The organism is Methylobacterium sp. 13MFTsu3.1M2 (genome assembly GCF_900112625.1).
Taxonomy (GTDB): domain Bacteria; phylum Pseudomonadota; class Alphaproteobacteria; order Rhizobiales; family Beijerinckiaceae; genus Methylobacterium.
This window is the reverse complement of record NZ_FOMM01000006.1, coordinates 45,691-62,376: the sequence shown is the minus strand read 5'-3', so window position 1 is coordinate 62,376 and position 16,686 is coordinate 45,691. Positions and strand designations below refer to the sequence as shown.

General features: G+C 73.6%; 16 protein-coding genes. 6 read left to right on the top strand and 10 right to left on the bottom strand.

Going from position 1 to position 16,686, the window contains the following annotated elements; genetic code table 11:
• Nucleotides 1-26 precede the first annotated feature (26 nt).
• Both BM314_RS06125 and BM314_RS06120 read left to right on the top strand, forming a co-directional pair.
• Entirely contained in the window at nucleotides 27-1,394 is a 1,368-nt protein-coding gene (locus tag BM314_RS06125) for an ABC transporter substrate-binding protein (protein ID WP_091977430.1), read from the top strand.
• A 7-nt stretch (nucleotides 1,395-1,401) separates the two neighbouring features.
• Complete coding sequence (locus BM314_RS06120; protein ID WP_091977428.1) at nucleotides 1,402-2,202, top strand: ABC transporter ATP-binding protein; 801 nt, start codon at nucleotides 1,402-1,404, stop codon at nucleotides 2,200-2,202.
• A gap of 27 nt (nucleotides 2,203-2,229) precedes the next feature.
• On the opposite strand, the gene BM314_RS06115 is transcribed toward BM314_RS06120, so the two are convergent.
• From BM314_RS06115 to BM314_RS06105, 3 genes are all read right to left on the bottom strand, one after another.
• Complete coding sequence (locus tag BM314_RS06115) at nucleotides 2,230-2,451, bottom strand: hypothetical protein (RefSeq protein WP_091681463.1); 222 nt, start codon at nucleotides 2,449-2,451, stop codon at nucleotides 2,230-2,232.
• Nucleotides 2,452-2,549: 98 nt separating this feature from the next.
• Nucleotides 2,550-3,788, bottom strand: coding sequence for a hypothetical protein (locus tag BM314_RS06110; protein WP_091977426.1), 1,239 nt, complete (start codon nucleotides 3,786-3,788; stop codon nucleotides 2,550-2,552).
• 55 nt (nucleotides 3,789-3,843) lie between these two features.
• Nucleotides 3,844-4,122 carry a hypothetical protein gene (locus BM314_RS06105; RefSeq protein WP_020095131.1) on the bottom strand — a complete coding sequence of 93 codons (279 nt, stop codon included), beginning with the start codon at nucleotides 4,120-4,122 and terminating at the stop codon, nucleotides 3,844-3,846.
• Between the two features lie 640 nt (nucleotides 4,123-4,762).
• Between BM314_RS06105 and cysE the strand changes: the two genes are divergently transcribed.
• The 3 genes from cysE (at nucleotide 4,763) to BM314_RS06090 (ending at nucleotide 9,443) form a co-directional block, all read left to right on the top strand.
• A complete protein-coding gene (gene cysE, locus BM314_RS06100; protein WP_020095129.1) occupies nucleotides 4,763-5,635 on the top strand; it encodes a serine O-acetyltransferase in 873 nt (290 codons plus the stop codon).
• Nucleotides 5,636-6,064: 429 nt separating this feature from the next.
• Nucleotides 6,065-7,462 (top strand): family 2B encapsulin nanocompartment shell protein, encoded by a 1,398-nt coding sequence (locus BM314_RS31250; RefSeq protein WP_091977424.1) that lies wholly within the window; start codon nucleotides 6,065-6,067, stop codon nucleotides 7,460-7,462.
• A complete protein-coding gene (locus tag BM314_RS06090) occupies nucleotides 7,449-9,443 on the top strand; it encodes a family 2A encapsulin nanocompartment cargo protein cysteine desulfurase (protein ID WP_091977422.1) in 1,995 nt (664 codons plus the stop codon). The genes BM314_RS31250 and BM314_RS06090 overlap by 14 nt, the downstream gene beginning before the upstream one ends.
• Nucleotides 9,444-9,608: 165 nt before the next feature.
• On the opposite strand, the gene serA is transcribed toward BM314_RS06090, so the two are convergent.
• The gene (gene serA / locus BM314_RS06085) at nucleotides 9,609-10,829 is read right to left on the bottom strand and encodes a phosphoglycerate dehydrogenase (protein WP_091977619.1); all 1,221 of its coding nucleotides are present in this window, start codon (nucleotides 10,827-10,829) and stop codon (nucleotides 9,609-9,611) included.
• A gap of 220 nt (nucleotides 10,830-11,049) precedes the next feature.
• Here serA and BM314_RS06080 point away from each other — a divergent pair, with 220 nt between their 5' ends.
• Entirely contained in the window at nucleotides 11,050-12,069 is a 1,020-nt protein-coding gene (locus BM314_RS06080; RefSeq protein WP_091977420.1) for a zinc-dependent alcohol dehydrogenase family protein, read from the top strand.
• A 48-nt stretch (nucleotides 12,070-12,117) separates the two neighbouring features.
• Here the strand turns inward: BM314_RS06080 and BM314_RS06075 are convergent, their stop codons facing one another.
• The 6 genes from BM314_RS06075 to BM314_RS06045 form a co-directional block, all read right to left on the bottom strand.
• Nucleotides 12,118-12,345, bottom strand: a complete 228-nt coding sequence (locus BM314_RS06075) for a DUF1127 domain-containing protein (RefSeq protein WP_091977418.1) — start codon at nucleotides 12,343-12,345, stop codon at nucleotides 12,118-12,120.
• 137 nt (nucleotides 12,346-12,482) lie between these two features.
• Nucleotides 12,483-13,175 carry a helix-turn-helix transcriptional regulator gene (locus tag BM314_RS06070; RefSeq protein ID WP_091977416.1) on the bottom strand — a complete coding sequence of 231 codons (693 nt, stop codon included), beginning with the start codon at nucleotides 13,173-13,175 and terminating at the stop codon, nucleotides 12,483-12,485.
• Nucleotides 13,176-13,245: 70 nt separating this feature from the next.
• Nucleotides 13,246-14,088: an anti-sigma factor family protein gene (locus tag BM314_RS06065; RefSeq protein ID WP_091977414.1), complete on the bottom strand. Its 843-nt coding sequence runs from the start codon at nucleotides 14,086-14,088 to the stop codon at nucleotides 13,246-13,248.
• The gene (locus BM314_RS06060; RefSeq protein WP_020095120.1) at nucleotides 14,085-14,627 is read right to left on the bottom strand and encodes a sigma-70 family RNA polymerase sigma factor; all 543 of its coding nucleotides are present in this window, start codon (nucleotides 14,625-14,627) and stop codon (nucleotides 14,085-14,087) included. The genes BM314_RS06065 and BM314_RS06060 overlap by 4 nt, the downstream gene beginning before the upstream one ends.
• A gap of 611 nt (nucleotides 14,628-15,238) precedes the next feature.
• Complete coding sequence (locus BM314_RS06050; RefSeq protein ID WP_026605238.1) at nucleotides 15,239-15,505, bottom strand: GCG_CRPN prefix-to-repeats domain-containing protein; 267 nt, start codon at nucleotides 15,503-15,505, stop codon at nucleotides 15,239-15,241.
• Between the two features lie 157 nt (nucleotides 15,506-15,662).
• Nucleotides 15,663-16,667, bottom strand: a complete 1,005-nt coding sequence (locus tag BM314_RS06045; protein WP_091977411.1) for an SDR family oxidoreductase — start codon at nucleotides 16,665-16,667, stop codon at nucleotides 15,663-15,665.
• Nucleotides 16,668-16,686: the final 19 nt, after the last annotated feature.

Here is a 16,686-nt window from a genome sequence, read left to right as displayed (position 1 = left end):
CCCGCCCGACCAACCCCAGGACGACCATGCCCCTGACGACCCGTCTCCGCGCCGCGCTCCTCGCCGGCACCGTCGCGCTCGCCGGCGCGGCCCCCCGGGCCGCTTGGGCCGACGAGCAGTATTTCCCGCTCCAGAGCTACCGGGTCGGCCCCTACGCGGCCGGTGGGACCGGCTTCTTCGGGGGCTTCATCGACTATCTCAACCTGATCAACGCCCGCGACGGCGGGGTGAACGGCGTCAAGCTCACCTGGAGCGAGGGCGAGACCCAGTACGAGGTCGAGCGCGGCGTCGAGGTCTACGAGCGGCTGAAGTCCCGGCCCGGCATCGCCGCCTGGAACCCGCTCTCGGTGGGCATCGCCTACGCGATGATCGACCGCATCACCGCCGACAAGGTGCCGCTGATCACGATCAACCACGGCCGCACCGACTCCACCGACGGGCGCGTCTTCCCCTACGTGTTCCCGCTGCTGCTCAACCCCTACAGCGAGACGAGCGGCATCATCCAGTATCTCGGCACCCGCGCGGGCGGCCTCGACAAGCTGAAGGGCAAGACCGTCGCGGTGCTCTACCACGGCTCGCCCTACGGCAAGGAGACGATCCCGATCTACGCGCGGCTCGCCGAGCGCTACGGCTTCACCGTCGCGCAGATCGAGGTGCCCCATCCCGGCAACGAGCAGCAGTCGCAGTGGCTCACGATCCGGCGCCTGCGGCCCGACTTCGTGGTGCTGCGCGGCTGGGGCGTGATGAACCCGGTGGCCCTGAAGACCGCCCAGAAGACCGGCTTCCCGGCCGACCGCATCGTCGGCAATGTCTGGTCGAACTCGGAGGAGGACGTGATCCCGGCGGGTGACGCCGCCAAGGGCTACGTCGCCATCACGACCCAGGCCTCGGGCACCGCCTACCCGGTGATCCAGGAGGTCGTCGGCAGGGTCTACGCGGCCGGCAACGGCAACCTCGCCGACCGGAAGCGGATCGGCAGCGTCTACCACAATCTCGGGGTGCTGAACGGCATCCTCAACGTCGAGGCGGTGCGGATCGCGCAAGCGCGGTTCGGCCAGCGAACGCTCACCGGCGACGAGGTGCGCTGGGGCTTCGAGCATCTGCGCCTCGACGAGGCCCGGGTGGCGGCGCTCGGCGCCAAGGGCCTGTTCCACTCGATCAACGTCACCTGCGCCAACCACGAGGGCGAGGGCCGCGTCACCTTCCAGCAATGGGACGGGGCGAAGTGGACCGTGGTGTCCGACTGGATCGCCCCCGACTGGGCGAGCCTGCGCCCGATCATCGAGGCCTCCGCGACCGCCTACGCCAAGGAGCGCGGCATCACCCCGCGCGACTGCGCGGCCGAGGAGGCCGCGGACGCGGCCGGCAAGCAGGCCGCCGCGGCGGCCCGGTGAGCGCCCGGTGAGCACCGCGCCGCCCCTCCTGCAGGTCGAGGCCCTGGAGGTTGTCTACGGCGGGGCGGTGCACGCCCTGCACGGCGTCGACCTCGCGGTCCGGGCGGGGGAGATCGTCGCCCTGGTCGGCACCAACGGCGCCGGCAAGACGACCCTGCTGCGGGCGGTGTCGAACCTGCTGCCGGCCCTGCGCGGCCGGGTCACGGCCGGGCGCCTCGCCTATGACGGGCGCGACGTGACGCGGACCCGGACCGACGTCCTCGTCCGCGCCGGGCTCGTGGGCGTGCTGGAGGGGCGCCACTGCTTCCGGAGCCTGAGCGTCCAGGAGAACCTCGTGGCGGGCGGGCTCGGGCGCGGTACGGGCCGCGGCGGCGTGCGCGCCGATCTGGACCGGGTCTACGGCCTGTTCCCGCGGCTCGCCGCGAAGCGGGGCGTCGCCGCCGGCCTGCTCTCGGGCGGCGAGCAGCAGATGGCGGCGATCGGCCGGGCGCTGATGGGGCGGCCCCGGCTGCTCGTCCTCGACGAGCCGTCGATGGGGCTCGCCCCCCGCGTGGTCGAGGAGATCTACCGGGTGCTCGCCGGCCTGAACCGCGCCGAGGGTCTGACCCTGCTGGTGGCCGAGCAGAACGTCCGCCTCGCCCTGCGCCACGCCCACCACGCCGTGGTGCTGGAGAACGGGCGCAGCGCGCTGGCCGGCACCGCCGCGTCCCTGCGGGCGCGGGACGACGTCCGGTCCCTGTATCTCGGGGGCGCCGACGATGCCGGGGCCGCCGCGCTGCCGGAGACGGGCCGCCGCGCATCGGGCTGACGGTGCCGGCCCGCGTCAGGCCTCGCGTCAGGAGTCCCGGTCGGCCCGGCGCAGGGACCAGAGCAGGGTACCGTGGGCGTCGACCAGCCACAGGGCGTTCACCGCGTCGTCCTCGATCGTCAGCGAGCGGCTGTTGGCGAGGCGCACCGCCTCCTTCGCGTCCGCGGCCGTGAGCACCTCGTCGACGCGCGGCGCGCCGATCTCGCCATCCTCGCCACGGACCGCCCCGCGCAGGCGATAATCCGGCATCCGTCGAACCCCTGTCTCCCCGCGGCCGGCGCCCGTCCGGGGCGTGCCGCGGGTGCGAAGATAGGCGCCGGCGCGGCGTGTCGAGGGTCGGCGGGCCGCTACGGCCCGTCGCGGCTCGCCAGGATCCGCTGCGGCTCCGCGAGGAACAGGGCCCGCAGCGCGGCGGCCGATTCGCGGGCCGGAAGGTCGAGGGCGCGCCGCGTCGCGGCGATTCGGGCGGCGCAGTCGTCCGAGGGGGCCGCCGCTGCGGCCATCGACCGCGCGGTGCCCGGGTCCGCGGCGGGCGCGGCCGCCCCGTCCGGCCGCGCGGCCCGTGTCCGGGCGAGGAGCGGGGCGAGCCCGTGCGACGCGGGCCGCTCGGCCCGCAGCCGCGCGTCGAGCGCCACGAGGTCGCCGGCCGCGAGGAGGCCGCAGGCCGCCGCGTCCCCCGCGCCGGCCCGCTCCAGCGTCGCCAGGATCCGCTGGCCCAGGGCGCGGACGACGGCGTCGTCGGCCGCCCGGAAGCGCCGCTGCAGGTAGCCGGCGGCCATCCGCCTCAACCCCGCGGCGGCCTCCGCCTCCGGCCGGCCGGCGGCGTAGCCGTCCCGGTACCACCGGGCGATCGGGTCGAGCCCCGCCGCCTCGGCTTGGCGCAGGATCGGCAGGTTCCGCAGGATCGCGGCCCGCGCCCCGGCCGCGCTCGGATCCGCGTCCAGAGTGGAATCGGGGAAGCGGTCCGGTCCGACGACCTCGGTGACGATGCCGGCCGCGCGCAGCTCCCCGTCCGTCGGGATCCAGATCCCGGCCGGGGGCACCGCCAGCGCCCGCGTCACGAAGGCCGCCGGCAGGCCGGCGGCCCGGTAGGCCGCCCGCTCCGGCGCGGAATCCACCGGGCGCATCCGGCCCTGCGCCCCGATCTCGTAGGGGGCGTGGAAGCCGAGCCGCCCGCCGGCCGCGAGGTAGCGCGTCCGGCCGCGGACGAAGATCAGCGTGCAGGCCGAGGCGCAGGCGTCGGGGACGTAGGTGGCGAGGCCGCGGGCCGCCACGAGCGCCCCGATCGCCGCCCCCTCCTCTACGAGGCCGCCGTCGCTCGTGAGATGGATCCGGGCGATCCGCGGGTGCGCGGCGAGGATGGCCCGGACCCGCGCGGCGACCCCCGCAGCGAGATCGCCCGCGAGCCTCAGGTCCCGTCCGCCCGGCCCGACCGTGAGCCGGGCCGGGACGTCCGGCACGCCGGCCGCGCCGCGGCCCTTCGGCGGGTGTCCGGCCGCGGCCGGGCCGGCGGCAGCGAGCGCCAGGGCGAGCGCGCAGGCGGCCGTCCCCGTCCGGCGCCTCCACCCGCGGGGGAAGACCGACATGGCAGGTTTCCATCGTTCGTGGTCGGAGAGGCCGGCGCGGCCGGCAGCGACGCGCCTACTGGAGGTAGGCGACGAACATCTCGGACACGGCCCGGGACGCGTAGGCTTCCGGGCTCTCGCCCCAGCGGATCGGGAAGGCCTCGGCCACCGGGCGGCCGGCGAGGATCTGCGCGACCTCGTCGGGCATCAGGCCGTCGTCGAGGGCGCTCGCGAGGGCGGCGCGTTCGTGGGAGGGATGGGAGCGGACGCTCCGGGACAGGGCCCGGCCGAGGGCGGCGGCCGGTTCGGGGCTCAGGTCGGGACGGGTGTTCCGGGTCGTGTCATAGGTCAGCATCGGTGGTCGCCTCGCGTGTCTGATGTCGTGCGCTCTCCTCCTCTTGGAGGCGGCAACACGGCAGACACGGCGCAGTCATCCGGGCGAACCGTTCCTTGCTGGTGATCACGGCAAACCTCCGTTGGGCTCCGCATCGACTGTATGTCGACACCGTCAATGTAGACGCTGGGCCCGAGAATGTGCTGCCAAATTGGCGAGGACTTGCAGCGCAGGTTGTTCGTCGAAGCCGCGAGCCGGAGCAGAAGCACGGGGTCGGCGGAGATATGCCCGGATCGCGGCCGCGATCGATCGCCGATGCCGGTCGGCGACGGCCGGCTCCCGGGACTTGCCAAAGCCGGCGCGATGCCTGAATATCATGCTTTAACAATGACTTAGCGAAACAATGCTCCGACAACGCGCTCGTGCGGTCGAAACCTTCTCCGCCGGACCGGGGCATCCGGAAGAGACTTCTCGCCGGCGCCGCCGGCGGCGGAATCGGGCCGCCACCGCGACCGATTCGAGGGAGACGACACCATGGCCTCGGGGACGATGATGCGGGGCGACGCCCCGGCCAATGTGGGCGTGACGGTCCAGGGGCACGACGCCCTGGAGCGCGGCCGGCCCGACCCGTTCCGCCCCCTGCCGTGATCGGCGACGACCGATGCATCACGCTGCCCTGCCCGCCGCGGGCGCCACGATGGCCGTGGTCCAGCCGCCCCTGCGCATCACGAGCCGCAGCACCGCGGAGGCCGAAGTCTGGGCCGCCCTGCGCGCCGAGGCCGAGGCGGCCCTGATCGAGGAGCCCCTCTATGCGGGGATCATCCAGGCGACGATCCTCGACCAGCGCTCGCTGGCCCAGGCCCTCGCCTACCGCCTCGCCCACCGGCTCGGGGACGGCGACCTCGCACGCCTGTCGATGCGCGACCTGTGCCTCTCGGCCTTCGAGGCCGACCCGCAGGCCGGCGCCCACGCGGTGCGCGACCTCGTGGCGATCCGCGAGCGCGACCCGACCTGCCGCCGCTACCTCGACCCGTTCCTGTTCTACAAGGGACTCGCCGCGCTCGAGGCGTACCGGGTCGGCCACTGGCTCTGGCACCGGGGCCGGGCGACCCTGGCGCTGCACGTCCAGAGCCGGATCTCCGAGGTGTTCGGCTGCGACATCCACCCGGCGGCCAGGATCGGCTCGGGGGTGTTCATCGACCACGCCACCGGCGTGGTGATCGGCGAGACCACGGTGATCGCCGACGACGTCTCGATCCTCCAGTCGGTGACGCTCGGGGGCAACGGAAAGGAGAGCGGCGACCGGCATCCCAAGATCGAGCGCGGAGTGCTGCTCAGCGTCGGCGCCAAGGTGCTGGGCAACATCCGCGTCGGGGCGGGCGCCAAGGTCGCGGCCGCCGCGGTGGTGCTGCAGGACGTGCCGCCCCACACGACCGTGGCGGGCGTGCCGGCCCGGGTCGTCTCGCGCCTGCCCGTCGACGAGGAGCCGGCGCTCAGCATGGACCAGTCCTTCGGCTACGGGGACGGCATCTGAGACGCGCGAAAGATTTTTCCTGACAACAAAGTCGTCCGGGCGCCGCCGCCGGGCGCGAATCTGTAGAATTAAGTTCTCTGACCTGCCTGTCTGAGGACGGTCGTGTCCTGTTCGTCGTGCATACCACGGGATCCATTTCTACGAATCGACGAAAAATGGGGACATCATTCCGTTGACCCTTGGGCGAATCAGACTTTATCCAGACATTACCGGAACAACGATGAAGTCGGCCCGGCCGAGCGTTCGACGATGGCTGTCGGACTGCTAGAGAATACATGATTTGATTGACGGTGCGGCCGCTCAAGTCGCGATCGTCGTCGCGTTCTGATCGGAACGACTTGCGTCCGCCCCGCACAGGCTGCGGGGCGCACCGCCGCCGCGCGGATCGGCGCGGCGCGCCTGAAATCCTGGATGGAGTGAGGACGAACGATGAGCGGACCGGGTCTGAGCGTGAGCGCCACGGCGGCACGCAATCTTGCGACGGCGACCGTCACCGCGGTCCAGAACGCGGCCAACACGCCGCGCTGGCTGCTCCGGCTCCTGCCCTTCGTGGACGTGGCGGGCGGGGTCTACCGCGTCAACCGCCGCGCCGTCGTACTGGCCCGCCCCGGCCGGATCGATCTCGTCGCCGAGGACAAGGGGGACGGCAAGGTGATCCGTCCCGCCTCCCTGCGGGCCGTGCCGCTGTTCAGCCGGCTGGGCGATGCCGAGCTGGCGGCGCTGGCGGCCAAGTTCACCGAGAGCCGGCACAAGGCCGGAACGGTGATCCACGAGGAGGGCTCCGCCGGCCGCAGCCTCACGGTGGTGGCCGACGGCACCGTCGAGCTGACCCTGTCGGGCCCCTACAAGGGTCGCCTGCGCCAGGGGCTCGCCACGAAGGGCGACTATTTCGGCGATGCGGGCCTCGCCGGTGAGCGCGCGCCCGCCCCGGCCGTGAAGGCCCTGTCGGCCGTGACCCTCCTGACCCTCGACGCCGCCGCGGTGGAGAGCGAGGAGATCCGCGCCAAGATCGCGCAGTACCGCGAGGAGCGCGACCGCCTCAAAGGTCACACCAACTCCTACGGCGAGCAGGGGATCGAGCTGCTGGCGGTCCATACCGGCGAGCCGCGCCTGCCGACGACCTTCGTGGACTACGAGGTCGATCCGCGCGAGTACCACCTCTCGACCATCCAGACGATCCTCAACACCCATACCCGCGTCACCGATCTCTACTCCAACGAGATCGACCAGCTCCGCGAGCAGATCCGCCTCACGGTCGACGCCGTGAAGGAGCGCGAGGAGTGGGAGCTCCTGAACAACGCGCAGTTCGGCCTTCTCGGCGAGGTCGGCCCGCGCCAGCGCATCCCCACCCGCGGCGGCCCGCCCACCCCGGACGACCTCGACGAGCTGCTGACCCTGGTCTGGAAGAAGCCCGCCTTCTTCGTGGCCCATCCCCGCGCCATCGCGGCCTTCGGCCGGGAGGCGACCCGCCGCGGCGTGCCGCCGGTCGTCGTCCACCTGTTCGGCGCGCCGTTCATCACGTGGCGCGGCGTGCCGCTGGTGCCGAGCGACAAGCTGCCGATCGACCTCGACCCGGTGACCGGGGCCGAGACCACCTCGATCCTGCTGCTGCGCGTCGGCGAGGGCGAGCAGGGCGTGGTCGGCCTGCAGAAATCGGGCGTGACCGGCGAGATCGAGCCCGGCCTGTCGGTGCGCTACATGGGCACCAACGACCACTCGATCGCCTCGCACCTCGTGACCCGCTACTTCTCGGCCGCCGTGCTGGTCGAGGACGCGATCGCCCGCCTCGATAACGTGCTGCTGGGCAACTACCATGACTACGCCTGAGGCTGTCGCCCTCGGGCTGCCCGGGGCGAGCCCGGGCGAGCTGGCCCACGCGGATCTCGTCGGACGCCTCGCCCGGGAGATCTACGGCCAGGGTCAGGCCGCGAGCCGGCCCTTCGCGCCGGCGCTCCCCGCCGGCCCCCAGGTCCCGCAGGCCCTCGAGAGCCTGCCCCAGGGCCCGGGCGGCGCGCCGCTGCCGAGTGCGCCCCCGGGCGTCCCTTCCGCCCCAGCGGGCGGCCAGCCCGCCGGCCTGCCGCCCGACGCCTCCGCGCTGGCGGCGCGCTCCTTCGGGGCGCAGCCGGTCGGCCTGCCGGGCCTCTCCGGCCCGACCGTGCCGAACCTCGCACCCGCGAGCCCGGCCCTCGCCGATGTCGGGGCGATCCCGCCGGTCCACCCGGCGAGCCCGCGCTCCGCCCTGCCGGACTTCTCCTTCGCCGGTGCCCCGGCGCTGGCGGCCGCCCTGCCCGGTGGTCCGGAGCTGCACCGGCAGATCGCCGCGGACCATCCCCGCGCCAACGCCTTCGCGCACGCCCTCGCCCCGGCTCTCGTACCGGCCGATCCGTCGAAAGTCGGCCGCGATGCGGCGCAGGAGCGCTTCGCCCGGACCGGCCATCTGTCCCGGGCGCCCGAGGCACCGCCGTCCGACTACTACTTCCTGAACCTCGGCCCCGGGCCGGCCCGCAGGGCGCCGGCGAGCCCCCGGGTGGAGCCGGCCTGCGACCCGGGCCCGGCGCCGCGCTTGGCCGCGCAGGGGTCGAGCCCGGTGGCGGCGCCCTTCGACGTGGAGCATGTCCGCCGGGACTTCCCGGCCCTGCACCAGAGCGTCAACGGCCACCCGCTGGTCTGGCTCGACAACGCCGCCACCACCCACAAGCCGCAAGGGGTGATCGACGCGACCTCGGAGTTCTACGCCCGGCACAACTCGAACATCCACCGGGCCGCCCACACCCTGGCGGCGCGCGCCACCGACCTGTTCGAGGGCGGCCGCGCGGCGGTGCGCCGCTTCCTCAACGCGCCGTCGAAGGACGACATCGTCTTCCTGCGGGGCACCACGGAGGCGATCAACCTCGTGGCGAACTCGTACGGCCGGGCCAATGTCGGCCCGGGCGACGAGATCATCGTCTCGACCATCGAGCACCACGCCAACATCGTGCCCTGGCAGCTGCTGGCGCAGCAGACCGGGGCGACGCTCCGGGTGATCCCGGTCAACGATCGGGGCGAGATCATCTTCGAGCAGTACGCGGCGTTGCTCTCCGGCCGGACCAAGATCGTCTCGGTGACGCAGGTGGCCAACGCCCTCGGCACCGTGAACCCGGTGCGGGAGATCATCCAGCTCGCCCACGCCTACGGGGTGCCGGTGCTGGTCGACGCGGCGCAATCCGCGCCGCACATGCCGCTGGACGTGCAGTCCCTCGACGCGGACTTCCTGGTCTTCTCCGGCCACAAGGTGTTCGGGCCGACGGGCATCGGCGCGCTCTACGGCAAGACCCACCTGCTAGAGGCGATGCCGCCCTGGCAGGGCGGCGGCCACATGATCGAGGACGTCACCTTCGCGAAGACCGTCTACAAGGGCGCGCCCGAGAAGTTCGAGGCGGGCACGCCCGACATCGCCGGGGCGGTCGGTCTCGGAGCGGCGCTCGACTACCTCGCGGGCATCGGCATGCCGGCGATCGCCGCCTACGAGCACGATCTCCTGGCGTATGCGCAGGGTGGGCTCGCCGACGTGAAGGGCCTGCGCCTGATCGGCACGGCCCGGGAGAAGGCGAGCGTGATGTCCTTCGTGATCGAGGGGCAGACGAACGCGGCGGTGGCCCACCACCTCGACGCGCACGGCATCGCGGTGCGCTCGGGCCATCACTGCGCCCTGCCGGCCCTGCGCCGGTTCGGGGTCGACCAGTCGGTGCGGGCCTCGCTGGCCTTCTACAACACCCGCGCGGAGGTCGACGCCTTCCTGCGGGCGCTGCACACCCTGCCGCGACCGTGACCGGCGCGTCGCCGGCCGGCGGACGCGGGGCGTCGTGTCCGCGCTGAACCCTTGCCTGCGGGCGTGACGATCCGCGCGTCCAGGATCGCGCGCCGGCCCCCTCTCCTGTGCAGGAGAGGGGGCCGGTCGCGTCCTGCCGCCGACGTCCGGCGCGGCGCGGAACCCCTACGCCGCCGGCCGGAGATGCCGCGTCCGCACCGTGCCGTCGATGGCCCGCAGCGCGCGGAGCACCGCGTCCGCCTCGCCCGGCGGCACGGACGCGTCCACCACGACGTAGCCGAACTCGCCGTCCGTCTGCAGGTACTGCGCGTCGATGTTGAGCGACCGGCCCGAGAAGATCGCGTTGATCTGCCCGAGCACGCCGGGCACGTTCCGGTGCACGTGGAGGAACCGCGCGCCCGACAGGCGCGGCGGCAGCTGGACCTGCGGGAAGTTCACGGCGCCGAGCGTCGAGCCGGTCTGGACGTAGTCGACCAGCTTGCGGGCCACCTCCGCGCCGATGCGGTCCTGGGCCTCCTCGGTCGAGCCGCCGACATGGGGGGTGAGGATCACGTTCGGCAGCCCCTGCAGGGGCGAGACGAAGCGCTCGGCGTTGGAGGTCGGCTCCACCGGGAAGACGTCGATCGCGGCCCCGGCGAGGTGACCGTCGCGCAGAGCCGCCGCCAGGGCGTCCAGGTCCACGACCGTGCCGCGACTGTTGTTGATCAGGTAGGCGCCCGGCTTCATCGCGCGGATCCGCTCCGCGCCCATCAGCCCGTGGGTCAGCGGCGTCTCCGGGACGTGCAGGCTGACCACATCGCTCAAGGCGAGCAGGGCCTCGAAGCTCTCGGCCGGCTCGGTGTTCCCGTGGCGCAGCTTGTCGGTGAGGTCGTAGAAGATGACGCGCATGCCCATCGCCTCGGCGAGGTTCGAGAGCTGCGCGCCGATATTGCCGTAACCGACGATGCCGAGCGTCTTGCCGCGCACCTCGAAGGCGCCGGTGGCCGACTTGTCCCAGCCGCCTTCATGGGCTGCGACCGAGCGCGGCACGATGCGCCGGAGCAGCATCACGATCTCGCCGATCGTCAGTTCGGCGACGCTGCGCGTGTTCGAGAACGGCGCGTTGAACACGGGCAGGCCGCGGGCGCGCGCCGTCTCGAGGTCGACCTGGTTGGTCCCGACGCTGAAGCAGCCGATGGCGGCGAGGTCGGGCAGGGCGTCGAGAAGCGCGGCGGTGACCTGCGTGCGCGAGCGGATGCCGAGGACGGTGACGTCGGCCAGTTCGCCGGCGTCCCCGGGGCTGACCGCGCGCGACAGCTGCCGGATGGCGCCGATCCCGGCCTGGGTGAAGATCCTGGACGCTGTCGGCGCTATGCTTTCGGTCAGAACGACGCGCTCGGTCGACACGGTCTGTCCTCCCTCCACGGACGGGATGCGATCCGCGACCTTGGCGCCGGCGCGGCGCAGCGGCAAGGGCGGCGCGGGCGGGACGGGGTTGCGGGCGCGCGGCGCGGGCCGCCCTCCCCGCCCCGCGGCGGACGGCCCGGCCCCGTCGTCTCGACGCGGCGCGCCGGGCCTGCCAGTGTCCGCCTCCCGGCGGCCGAGGCCGCGGAGCGACAGGTGCACCATGACTGGATCGACAGCCCGGGCCGTGATCGTCCAGCCCGGCGGCGGCTTCGACGCGGTGACCTTCGGCGAGCGGCCCGTGCCGGAGCCCGGGCCCGGCGCGATCACCGTCCGCCTGCGGGCGAGCTCCCTCAACTACCACGACTACGCGGTGGTCAGCGGGATGTGGGGCCCGAGCGAGCCGCGCATCCCGATGTCCGACGGGGCCGGAGAGGTCGAGGCCGTGGGGCCGGGCGTGACCGAGTTCGCCGTGGGCGACCGGGTGGTCAGCACGTTCTTCCCGACCTGGCTGGAGGGCGCGCCGCGCGTCGAGGGCTTCGCCACCGTGCCGGGCGACGGGGTCGACGGCTACGCCCGCGGGGGCGTCACCGCGCCCGCCACCGCCTTCACCCGCGCCCCGCGGGGCTGGGACCACGCCGAGGCGGCGACGCTGACCACCGCCGCGCTCACCGCGTGGCGGGCGCTGCACGCCGATGCCGGCCTGAAGAGCGGCGACGTGGTGCTGGTGCAGGGCACCGGCGGCGTGTCGCTGTTCGGCCTGCAATTTGCCAAGGCGGCGGGGGCCACGGTGATCGCCACCTCCTCCAGCGACGCCAAGCTGGAGCGCCTGCGCGGTCTCGGCGCCGACCACGTCATCAACTACCGCACCAACCCGGCCTGGGGCGAGACCGCCCGGCGCCTGACCGACGGGCGCGGTGTCGACCACGTCCTCGACGTCGGCGGCCCGGCGACGCTGGAGCAGTCCATGGCCGCCGCGCGGGTCGCCGGCCACGTCTCGGTGATCGGCATCCTCTCGGGGGTCGCGGGCGAGCTGCCGCTGGTGCCGGCGCTCCTGAAGCAGATCCGGCTGCAGGGTGTGCTGGTCGGCAGCCGGCGCCATCAGATCGAGATGATCCGCGGCATCGACGCCTGCGGGCTGCGGCCGGTCATCGACCGCCGCTTCCCCCTCGACGACCTCGTCGCGGCGTTCCGCCACCAAGAGAGCAACCGCCACTTCGGCAAGATCTGCGTCGAGATCTGAGCGGTCCGGCCGGGCCCGAGGCGGTGCAGCGGGCGGTGCGGCGGGCGTTCAGCGGAAGGCGATCCCGAGCCCACCGGGTATCATCAGGGCCCGGGGCGTCTCGGCCTGGCTCGGCGGCGGCGGCACGTGCGCGCAGCCGTTCTCGCAGAACGTGCGGAGTGTGCGCCTGTCGAGGCCGATGTCGCTCAGCATCTCGTCGTCGAGGGCCGAGAGAATGCGAATATTTCGCGCCGCGATGCGGCTCTTCCGGACAGATTTCAGGAACGAGAGGATCATGATCCAGCCTCCGTTGCGCCGAAAGATCCGTGGTTTGTCCACGATCGGCCGGATCAGCGTCGCTTTAATGCGGACTATGCGCATCCTCCGTTCGGATTAAGGGTGGCGCGCGGCGCGAATATTTTTGCCGGAGCGCGCTAGGCGTCCGCGATCGGCTGCGGGCAGAGCAGGAGCAGGCGCACCAGCTCGGCCTGGCGGCGCGTCCCCGTCTTCTCGAACAGGTGGCGCAGGTGCACGCGCGCCGTGTTCCGGGTGATCCGGCGGCGCGTCGCGCTCGCCGCGAGGTCGTTCCCGGCCAGGATGTCGACGGCCAGGGCCGCCTCCGCGGGCGTGAAGCCGAACTGGTCCTGGAGAATGCCGGGATCCGGCAGGCGCGGGGTCCCGGGGTCAGTGAGACGCAGGAGAACCGCGCCCTCGCCGATCGGGCCGAGCGTCCCGGGAATCGCCGAGGCGGCGACCAGGAGCGTCCCGCCCGCGCCCTCCAATCGCACCGAGCCGCCGCGATGGCCCGCGGCGCAGCGGGCGATGACCCGGCGCAGCGCCGCGCTGTCCTCGGGCGTCGCGCCGCGCAGGCCGCCGTGCTCCAGGCACAGGAGTCCGCGCGCGACGAAGGCCTGCGCCGCGCGGTTCAGGAAATGGGCCCGCCCGTACCGGTCGGTCACCGCCAGCCCCTGCTCGAGATGCTCCGCCAGGAGATGGAGCGCCGCCTCCACGAGGGTCGGGTCCGGGAAGACCGGGGTGCCGCCGGCCTGAACCCGCCGCTCCTGGGCGGAGCCGATCCCGGATATCGTTTCGGCTCTGCGGGTGTGCAGGTGGGATTGACTGATCACGCTGGGATCCTCGCCGGATCGACATCACGATATCAGTAATAACCCGAAACTGGCGTCCCTTATTCCCGCCTCATCCCGGCGGGCCCCCGGTCCGGGACTGAAACAGGTCGGCGAAGGCGCGCAGGTCGCGCCGGTTGAGGTCCGAGACCGCCCAGTAGGTGAGGTCGCCGAGGCGCCAGCGCTCGATCGTGGACCCGTCGCGCCGCTCCTCGCCGGCGCCGGGGCCGTCGGCGGCGGGGACCACCGTGACGCTGATGACGTGCCTGTCACGGCGATAGACCAGGGTCGGCACGGGGGTTCCGCCGACGATGTCGACCCGGCCGCCGACCAGCGGGAAGCCCTTGTCGGACAGGTCGGGGGCCTCGGGCGCGAGGGGGGTCCGGCCGTTGAACCAGGGCTTCACCACGTGCCGGTCCGAGGAGGCGACGTCGAAGGGCTGGGGCGCCGCGAGGCCGCGGAGATGGCCGGCGAGCACGGCCGCGCCGGTATCCGGGGCGCCGTCGGGGCGGTCGAGATAGGCGATCCCGCCGCCGAGCGCGGCCCCGCCGACGAGGCCGACGAGCAGCGTCGCGGCCAGCGCCTGCCGGGATCTGCGCCAGGATTCGAGCCAGGCCTCGACCCAGGTCCCGACCCAGGACCCGAGCCGGGTCCCGAGCGGGCCTCCGAGGCGGCCGCGCGACGGGGGCGGGTCGGTGAAGCCGATCTGCTCGATCACGCGCGCCCGCAGGGATTCCGGGGCGGGCGGCCCCGCGAGGGGCCCGCGCAGGGTGGCCGAGAGGTCGCGGAGGCGCTCCGCCAGGGCCCGCGCGTCGGGATCCGCCGCAAGACGGCGCTCCATGGCCAGGACTTCGCCGGGCGACAGCTCGCCGTCCGCGTAGGCGCTGAGGAGCAGGAGGGTCTCGTCGTCGGTCATCGCCCGTCCTTCGCGAGCCGTGCAAGCAGGTGCTGCCGCGCGCGGCCGAGGCGCGACATCACGGTCCCGATCGGGACCCCCGTCACCGTGGCGATCTCCCGGTAGCTGAGGCCGTGGTACTCGCGCAGGACCAGCGCCTCGCGGAAGGCCACCGGCAGGGCCTCGACCGCCCGGGCGAGCTGCCCCGCGTCGTCGCGGGCGATGAGGGTCGCCTCGGGCGTCTCCGGGACCTCGGTCAGGGCGCCCCCGATCTCCAGCTCGGCGCGGGCCTCGGGGGCGAGGTCGTCGGCGAAGACCACCGCCCGCGGCCGGTGCCGCTGCAGCCAGGAATAGCCGGTGTTGCGGACGATGGTCAGGAACCACGCCCGGGCATTGCCCTCGGCGAACCCCTCGATCGCCCGGTAGGCGCGCAGACACGCCTCCTGCATCACGTCCTCGGCGTCGGTGGCGTTGCCGGTTAGCCAGTGCGCGAGCCGGTAGCCCTCGTCCAGGCGCGGGAGAACGAGCTGACTGAAGCGCGCGCGCGCCAGGGTCGTCATGTCGGCGGCCGGGCCGGGCCCGCCCCGTCGAGAGCCTGCGAAGCCATGGGGTCCCTGCCCTCGTGCTCCTGCCTGCAGCCTTGTGCCACACAATCGGGAACCGGGCGGCGGCGGGCTTTATTCCCGCGTCCGGGCACGCGAATGTTCGGGGCGCTACTCGGGGCGCTACTCGGGGCGCTACTCGGGGCGCTACTCGGGAAGCCTCTCGGGCCGGTGGCGCGTCGCGACCGGCCGCCCCGGAGGCGCCCGGCGGTCCGGCGCCGCGGCCTCGCTCCCGCGGTCCTGTCCGGACGGCGATCGCCGGTCGGGTGCCGGTTCCGGGCAGCCGTCCGGACCGAGGCGCTTGCGAGCGACGCGCTCGGCCGCCGCCCGTTCCGCCGCCGAGGGGTTCGCGCCGCCGCTCTGATCCTGGGCCATGGCCATGTCCAACCGGAGCGGGACCGTCCGCGGTCCCGGTCGTGGCATCCCCGGCGCCGCCGGCCCGCATCACCGCCAACGGGAAAGGGGCAGGCCCCGCCTCCTCGGAGACGAGACCTGCCCCTGGATCAACCCGCGGGTCGGGCCACGGTTCGGCGCCGGACCCGCGCGTCGGGACGCGTGCCTGCGCGACCTTAGCGGCAGACGCGCCGCGGTCCCCACGGGGTCGGACGGAAGAAGCAGCGCGGGCCGTAGAAGCGCGGCCGCCGGTAGATCGGCCGGCAGCGCCCGTACGGGCCGGGCGCCCAGCCAGGGCCGCAGCCGAACGCCACGGTGCTGACCGCGGCGGGGCCGGTGAGCGTATCGGCGCCGGCGGGCGCCAGGGGCGCCGCGCCGGCGGAGGCCAGGCCGAGACCGCCGACGACAGCCGCGGCGGCCGCGATCATCTTCACGTGCATCATCATCAGACCTTCTGTTCGGTTCCGCGCCGGTTCGGCCCGGCGCAAGACTTGGTCAGAATGGTCATCGGGCCTGAATGTCGGCTGACCTCCGCCATCATCGTCTAGAAACAAACAGTCCGGCCGGCGCCCGCGCGGGGGCGGGCGCCGCGGCGGGGCTCTAGCGGCGGTCGGCGCGGCCGAGCAGCGAGGCCGCGGCCGCGGTGGCCCCCGCCAGCAGGATCCCGGTCAGGACCGGGTTGATCGAGGCCCGGGTGTAGGCGCTGCGCATGACGTGGTGGGGCGAGCCGCCCCGCACGGCCCCGTCGCGGCCGGCCGCGTGGAGGGCGCCGTCCCGCCGCTTGCCGGCCGCGCCCGCCGTCTGGCTCCGCGACATCACCTGGGCGCCCATCCAGTCGGTCGCCGCGGGGACCCGCTTGCGCAGCGCGCTCATCAGCTTGCCGCCGCCGCCGACGTAGAGGTCGCGGGGCCCGTGCTCCGCGGCGTACAGGATCGCGTCGGCGACGTCGGCAGGGTCGTAGACCGGCGGCGGCAGCTTGGGCGCCTGCGCCATGTAGTTCCGGGCATGCTCCGGGAACGGCGTGTCGATCGAGGCCGGCTTGATGAGCGTCACCGAGACCGGGGCGCCCTCCTCTTGGAGCTCCATCCGGAGCGCGTCCGTGAAGCCTTTGATCGCGTGCTTGGAGGCGGAGTACATGCCCTGGATCGGCAAGGCGAGGTCGGAGGCGACGGAGCCCAGGTTGATCAGCGCGCCGCCGGTCCGCTTCAGGTGCTGCAGCGCCACCGTCGAGCCGTAGACGATCCCCCAGAAATTGACGTCGAACAGCCGGCGATGGTCTTCGTCCGAAACCTCCTCGAGGCGGCCGAAGATCGAGAGACCGGCATTGTTGACCCAGGTGTCGAAGCCGCCGTAGGCGCGCACGGTCTCTGCGGCCAGCGCCTCGACATCCTCGCGGCGGGACACGTCGATCACGACGGCCCGGGCCTCGCCGCCGCGCTCCTGGATGTCGCGGACGATGTCGTCGAGGGCGGCGCCGTTCCGGGCCGCCAGCACGACGCGGGCGCCGCGGCGGGCGGCCGCCCGGGCCGTGGCGAGGCCGATCCCGCTGGTGGCGCCGGTGATGACGATCACCTGCTCGCGCAGGGGCTTGTGCCGGATCTGCATGCTGCGTCTTCCTCTCTCG

Coding starts and splice junctions, on each gene's coding strand:
- BM314_RS06045 (WP_091977411.1), bottom strand. CDS start 16,667: ATGCAGATCCGGCACAAGCCCCTGCGCGAGCAGGTGATCGTCATCACC.
- BM314_RS06080 (WP_091977420.1), top strand. CDS start 11,050: ATGACTGGATCGACAGCCCGGGCCGTGATCGTCCAGCCCGGCGGCGGC.
- BM314_RS06125 (WP_091977430.1), top strand. CDS start 27: ATGCCCCTGACGACCCGTCTCCGCGCCGCGCTCCTCGCCGGCACCGTC.
- cysE (WP_020095129.1), top strand. CDS start 4,763: ATGCATCACGCTGCCCTGCCCGCCGCGGGCGCCACGATGGCCGTGGTC.
- BM314_RS06090 (WP_091977422.1), top strand. CDS start 7,449: ATGACTACGCCTGAGGCTGTCGCCCTCGGGCTGCCCGGGGCGAGCCCG.
- BM314_RS06060 (WP_020095120.1), bottom strand. CDS start 14,627: ATGACGACCCTGGCGCGCGCGCGCTTCAGTCAGCTCGTTCTCCCGCGC.
- BM314_RS06105 (WP_020095131.1), bottom strand. CDS start 4,122: ATGCTGACCTATGACACGACCCGGAACACCCGTCCCGACCTGAGCCCC.
- BM314_RS06115 (WP_091681463.1), bottom strand. CDS start 2,451: ATGCCGGATTATCGCCTGCGCGGGGCGGTCCGTGGCGAGGATGGCGAG.
- BM314_RS06075 (WP_091977418.1), bottom strand. CDS start 12,345: ATGATCCTCTCGTTCCTGAAATCTGTCCGGAAGAGCCGCATCGCGGCG.
- BM314_RS06110 (WP_091977426.1), bottom strand. CDS start 3,788: ATGTCGGTCTTCCCCCGCGGGTGGAGGCGCCGGACGGGGACGGCCGCC.
- BM314_RS06050 (WP_026605238.1), bottom strand. CDS start 15,505: ATGATGCACGTGAAGATGATCGCGGCCGCCGCGGCTGTCGTCGGCGGT.
- BM314_RS31250 (WP_091977424.1), top strand. CDS start 6,065: ATGAGCGGACCGGGTCTGAGCGTGAGCGCCACGGCGGCACGCAATCTT.
- BM314_RS06065 (WP_091977414.1), bottom strand. CDS start 14,088: ATGACCGACGACGAGACCCTCCTGCTCCTCAGCGCCTACGCGGACGGC.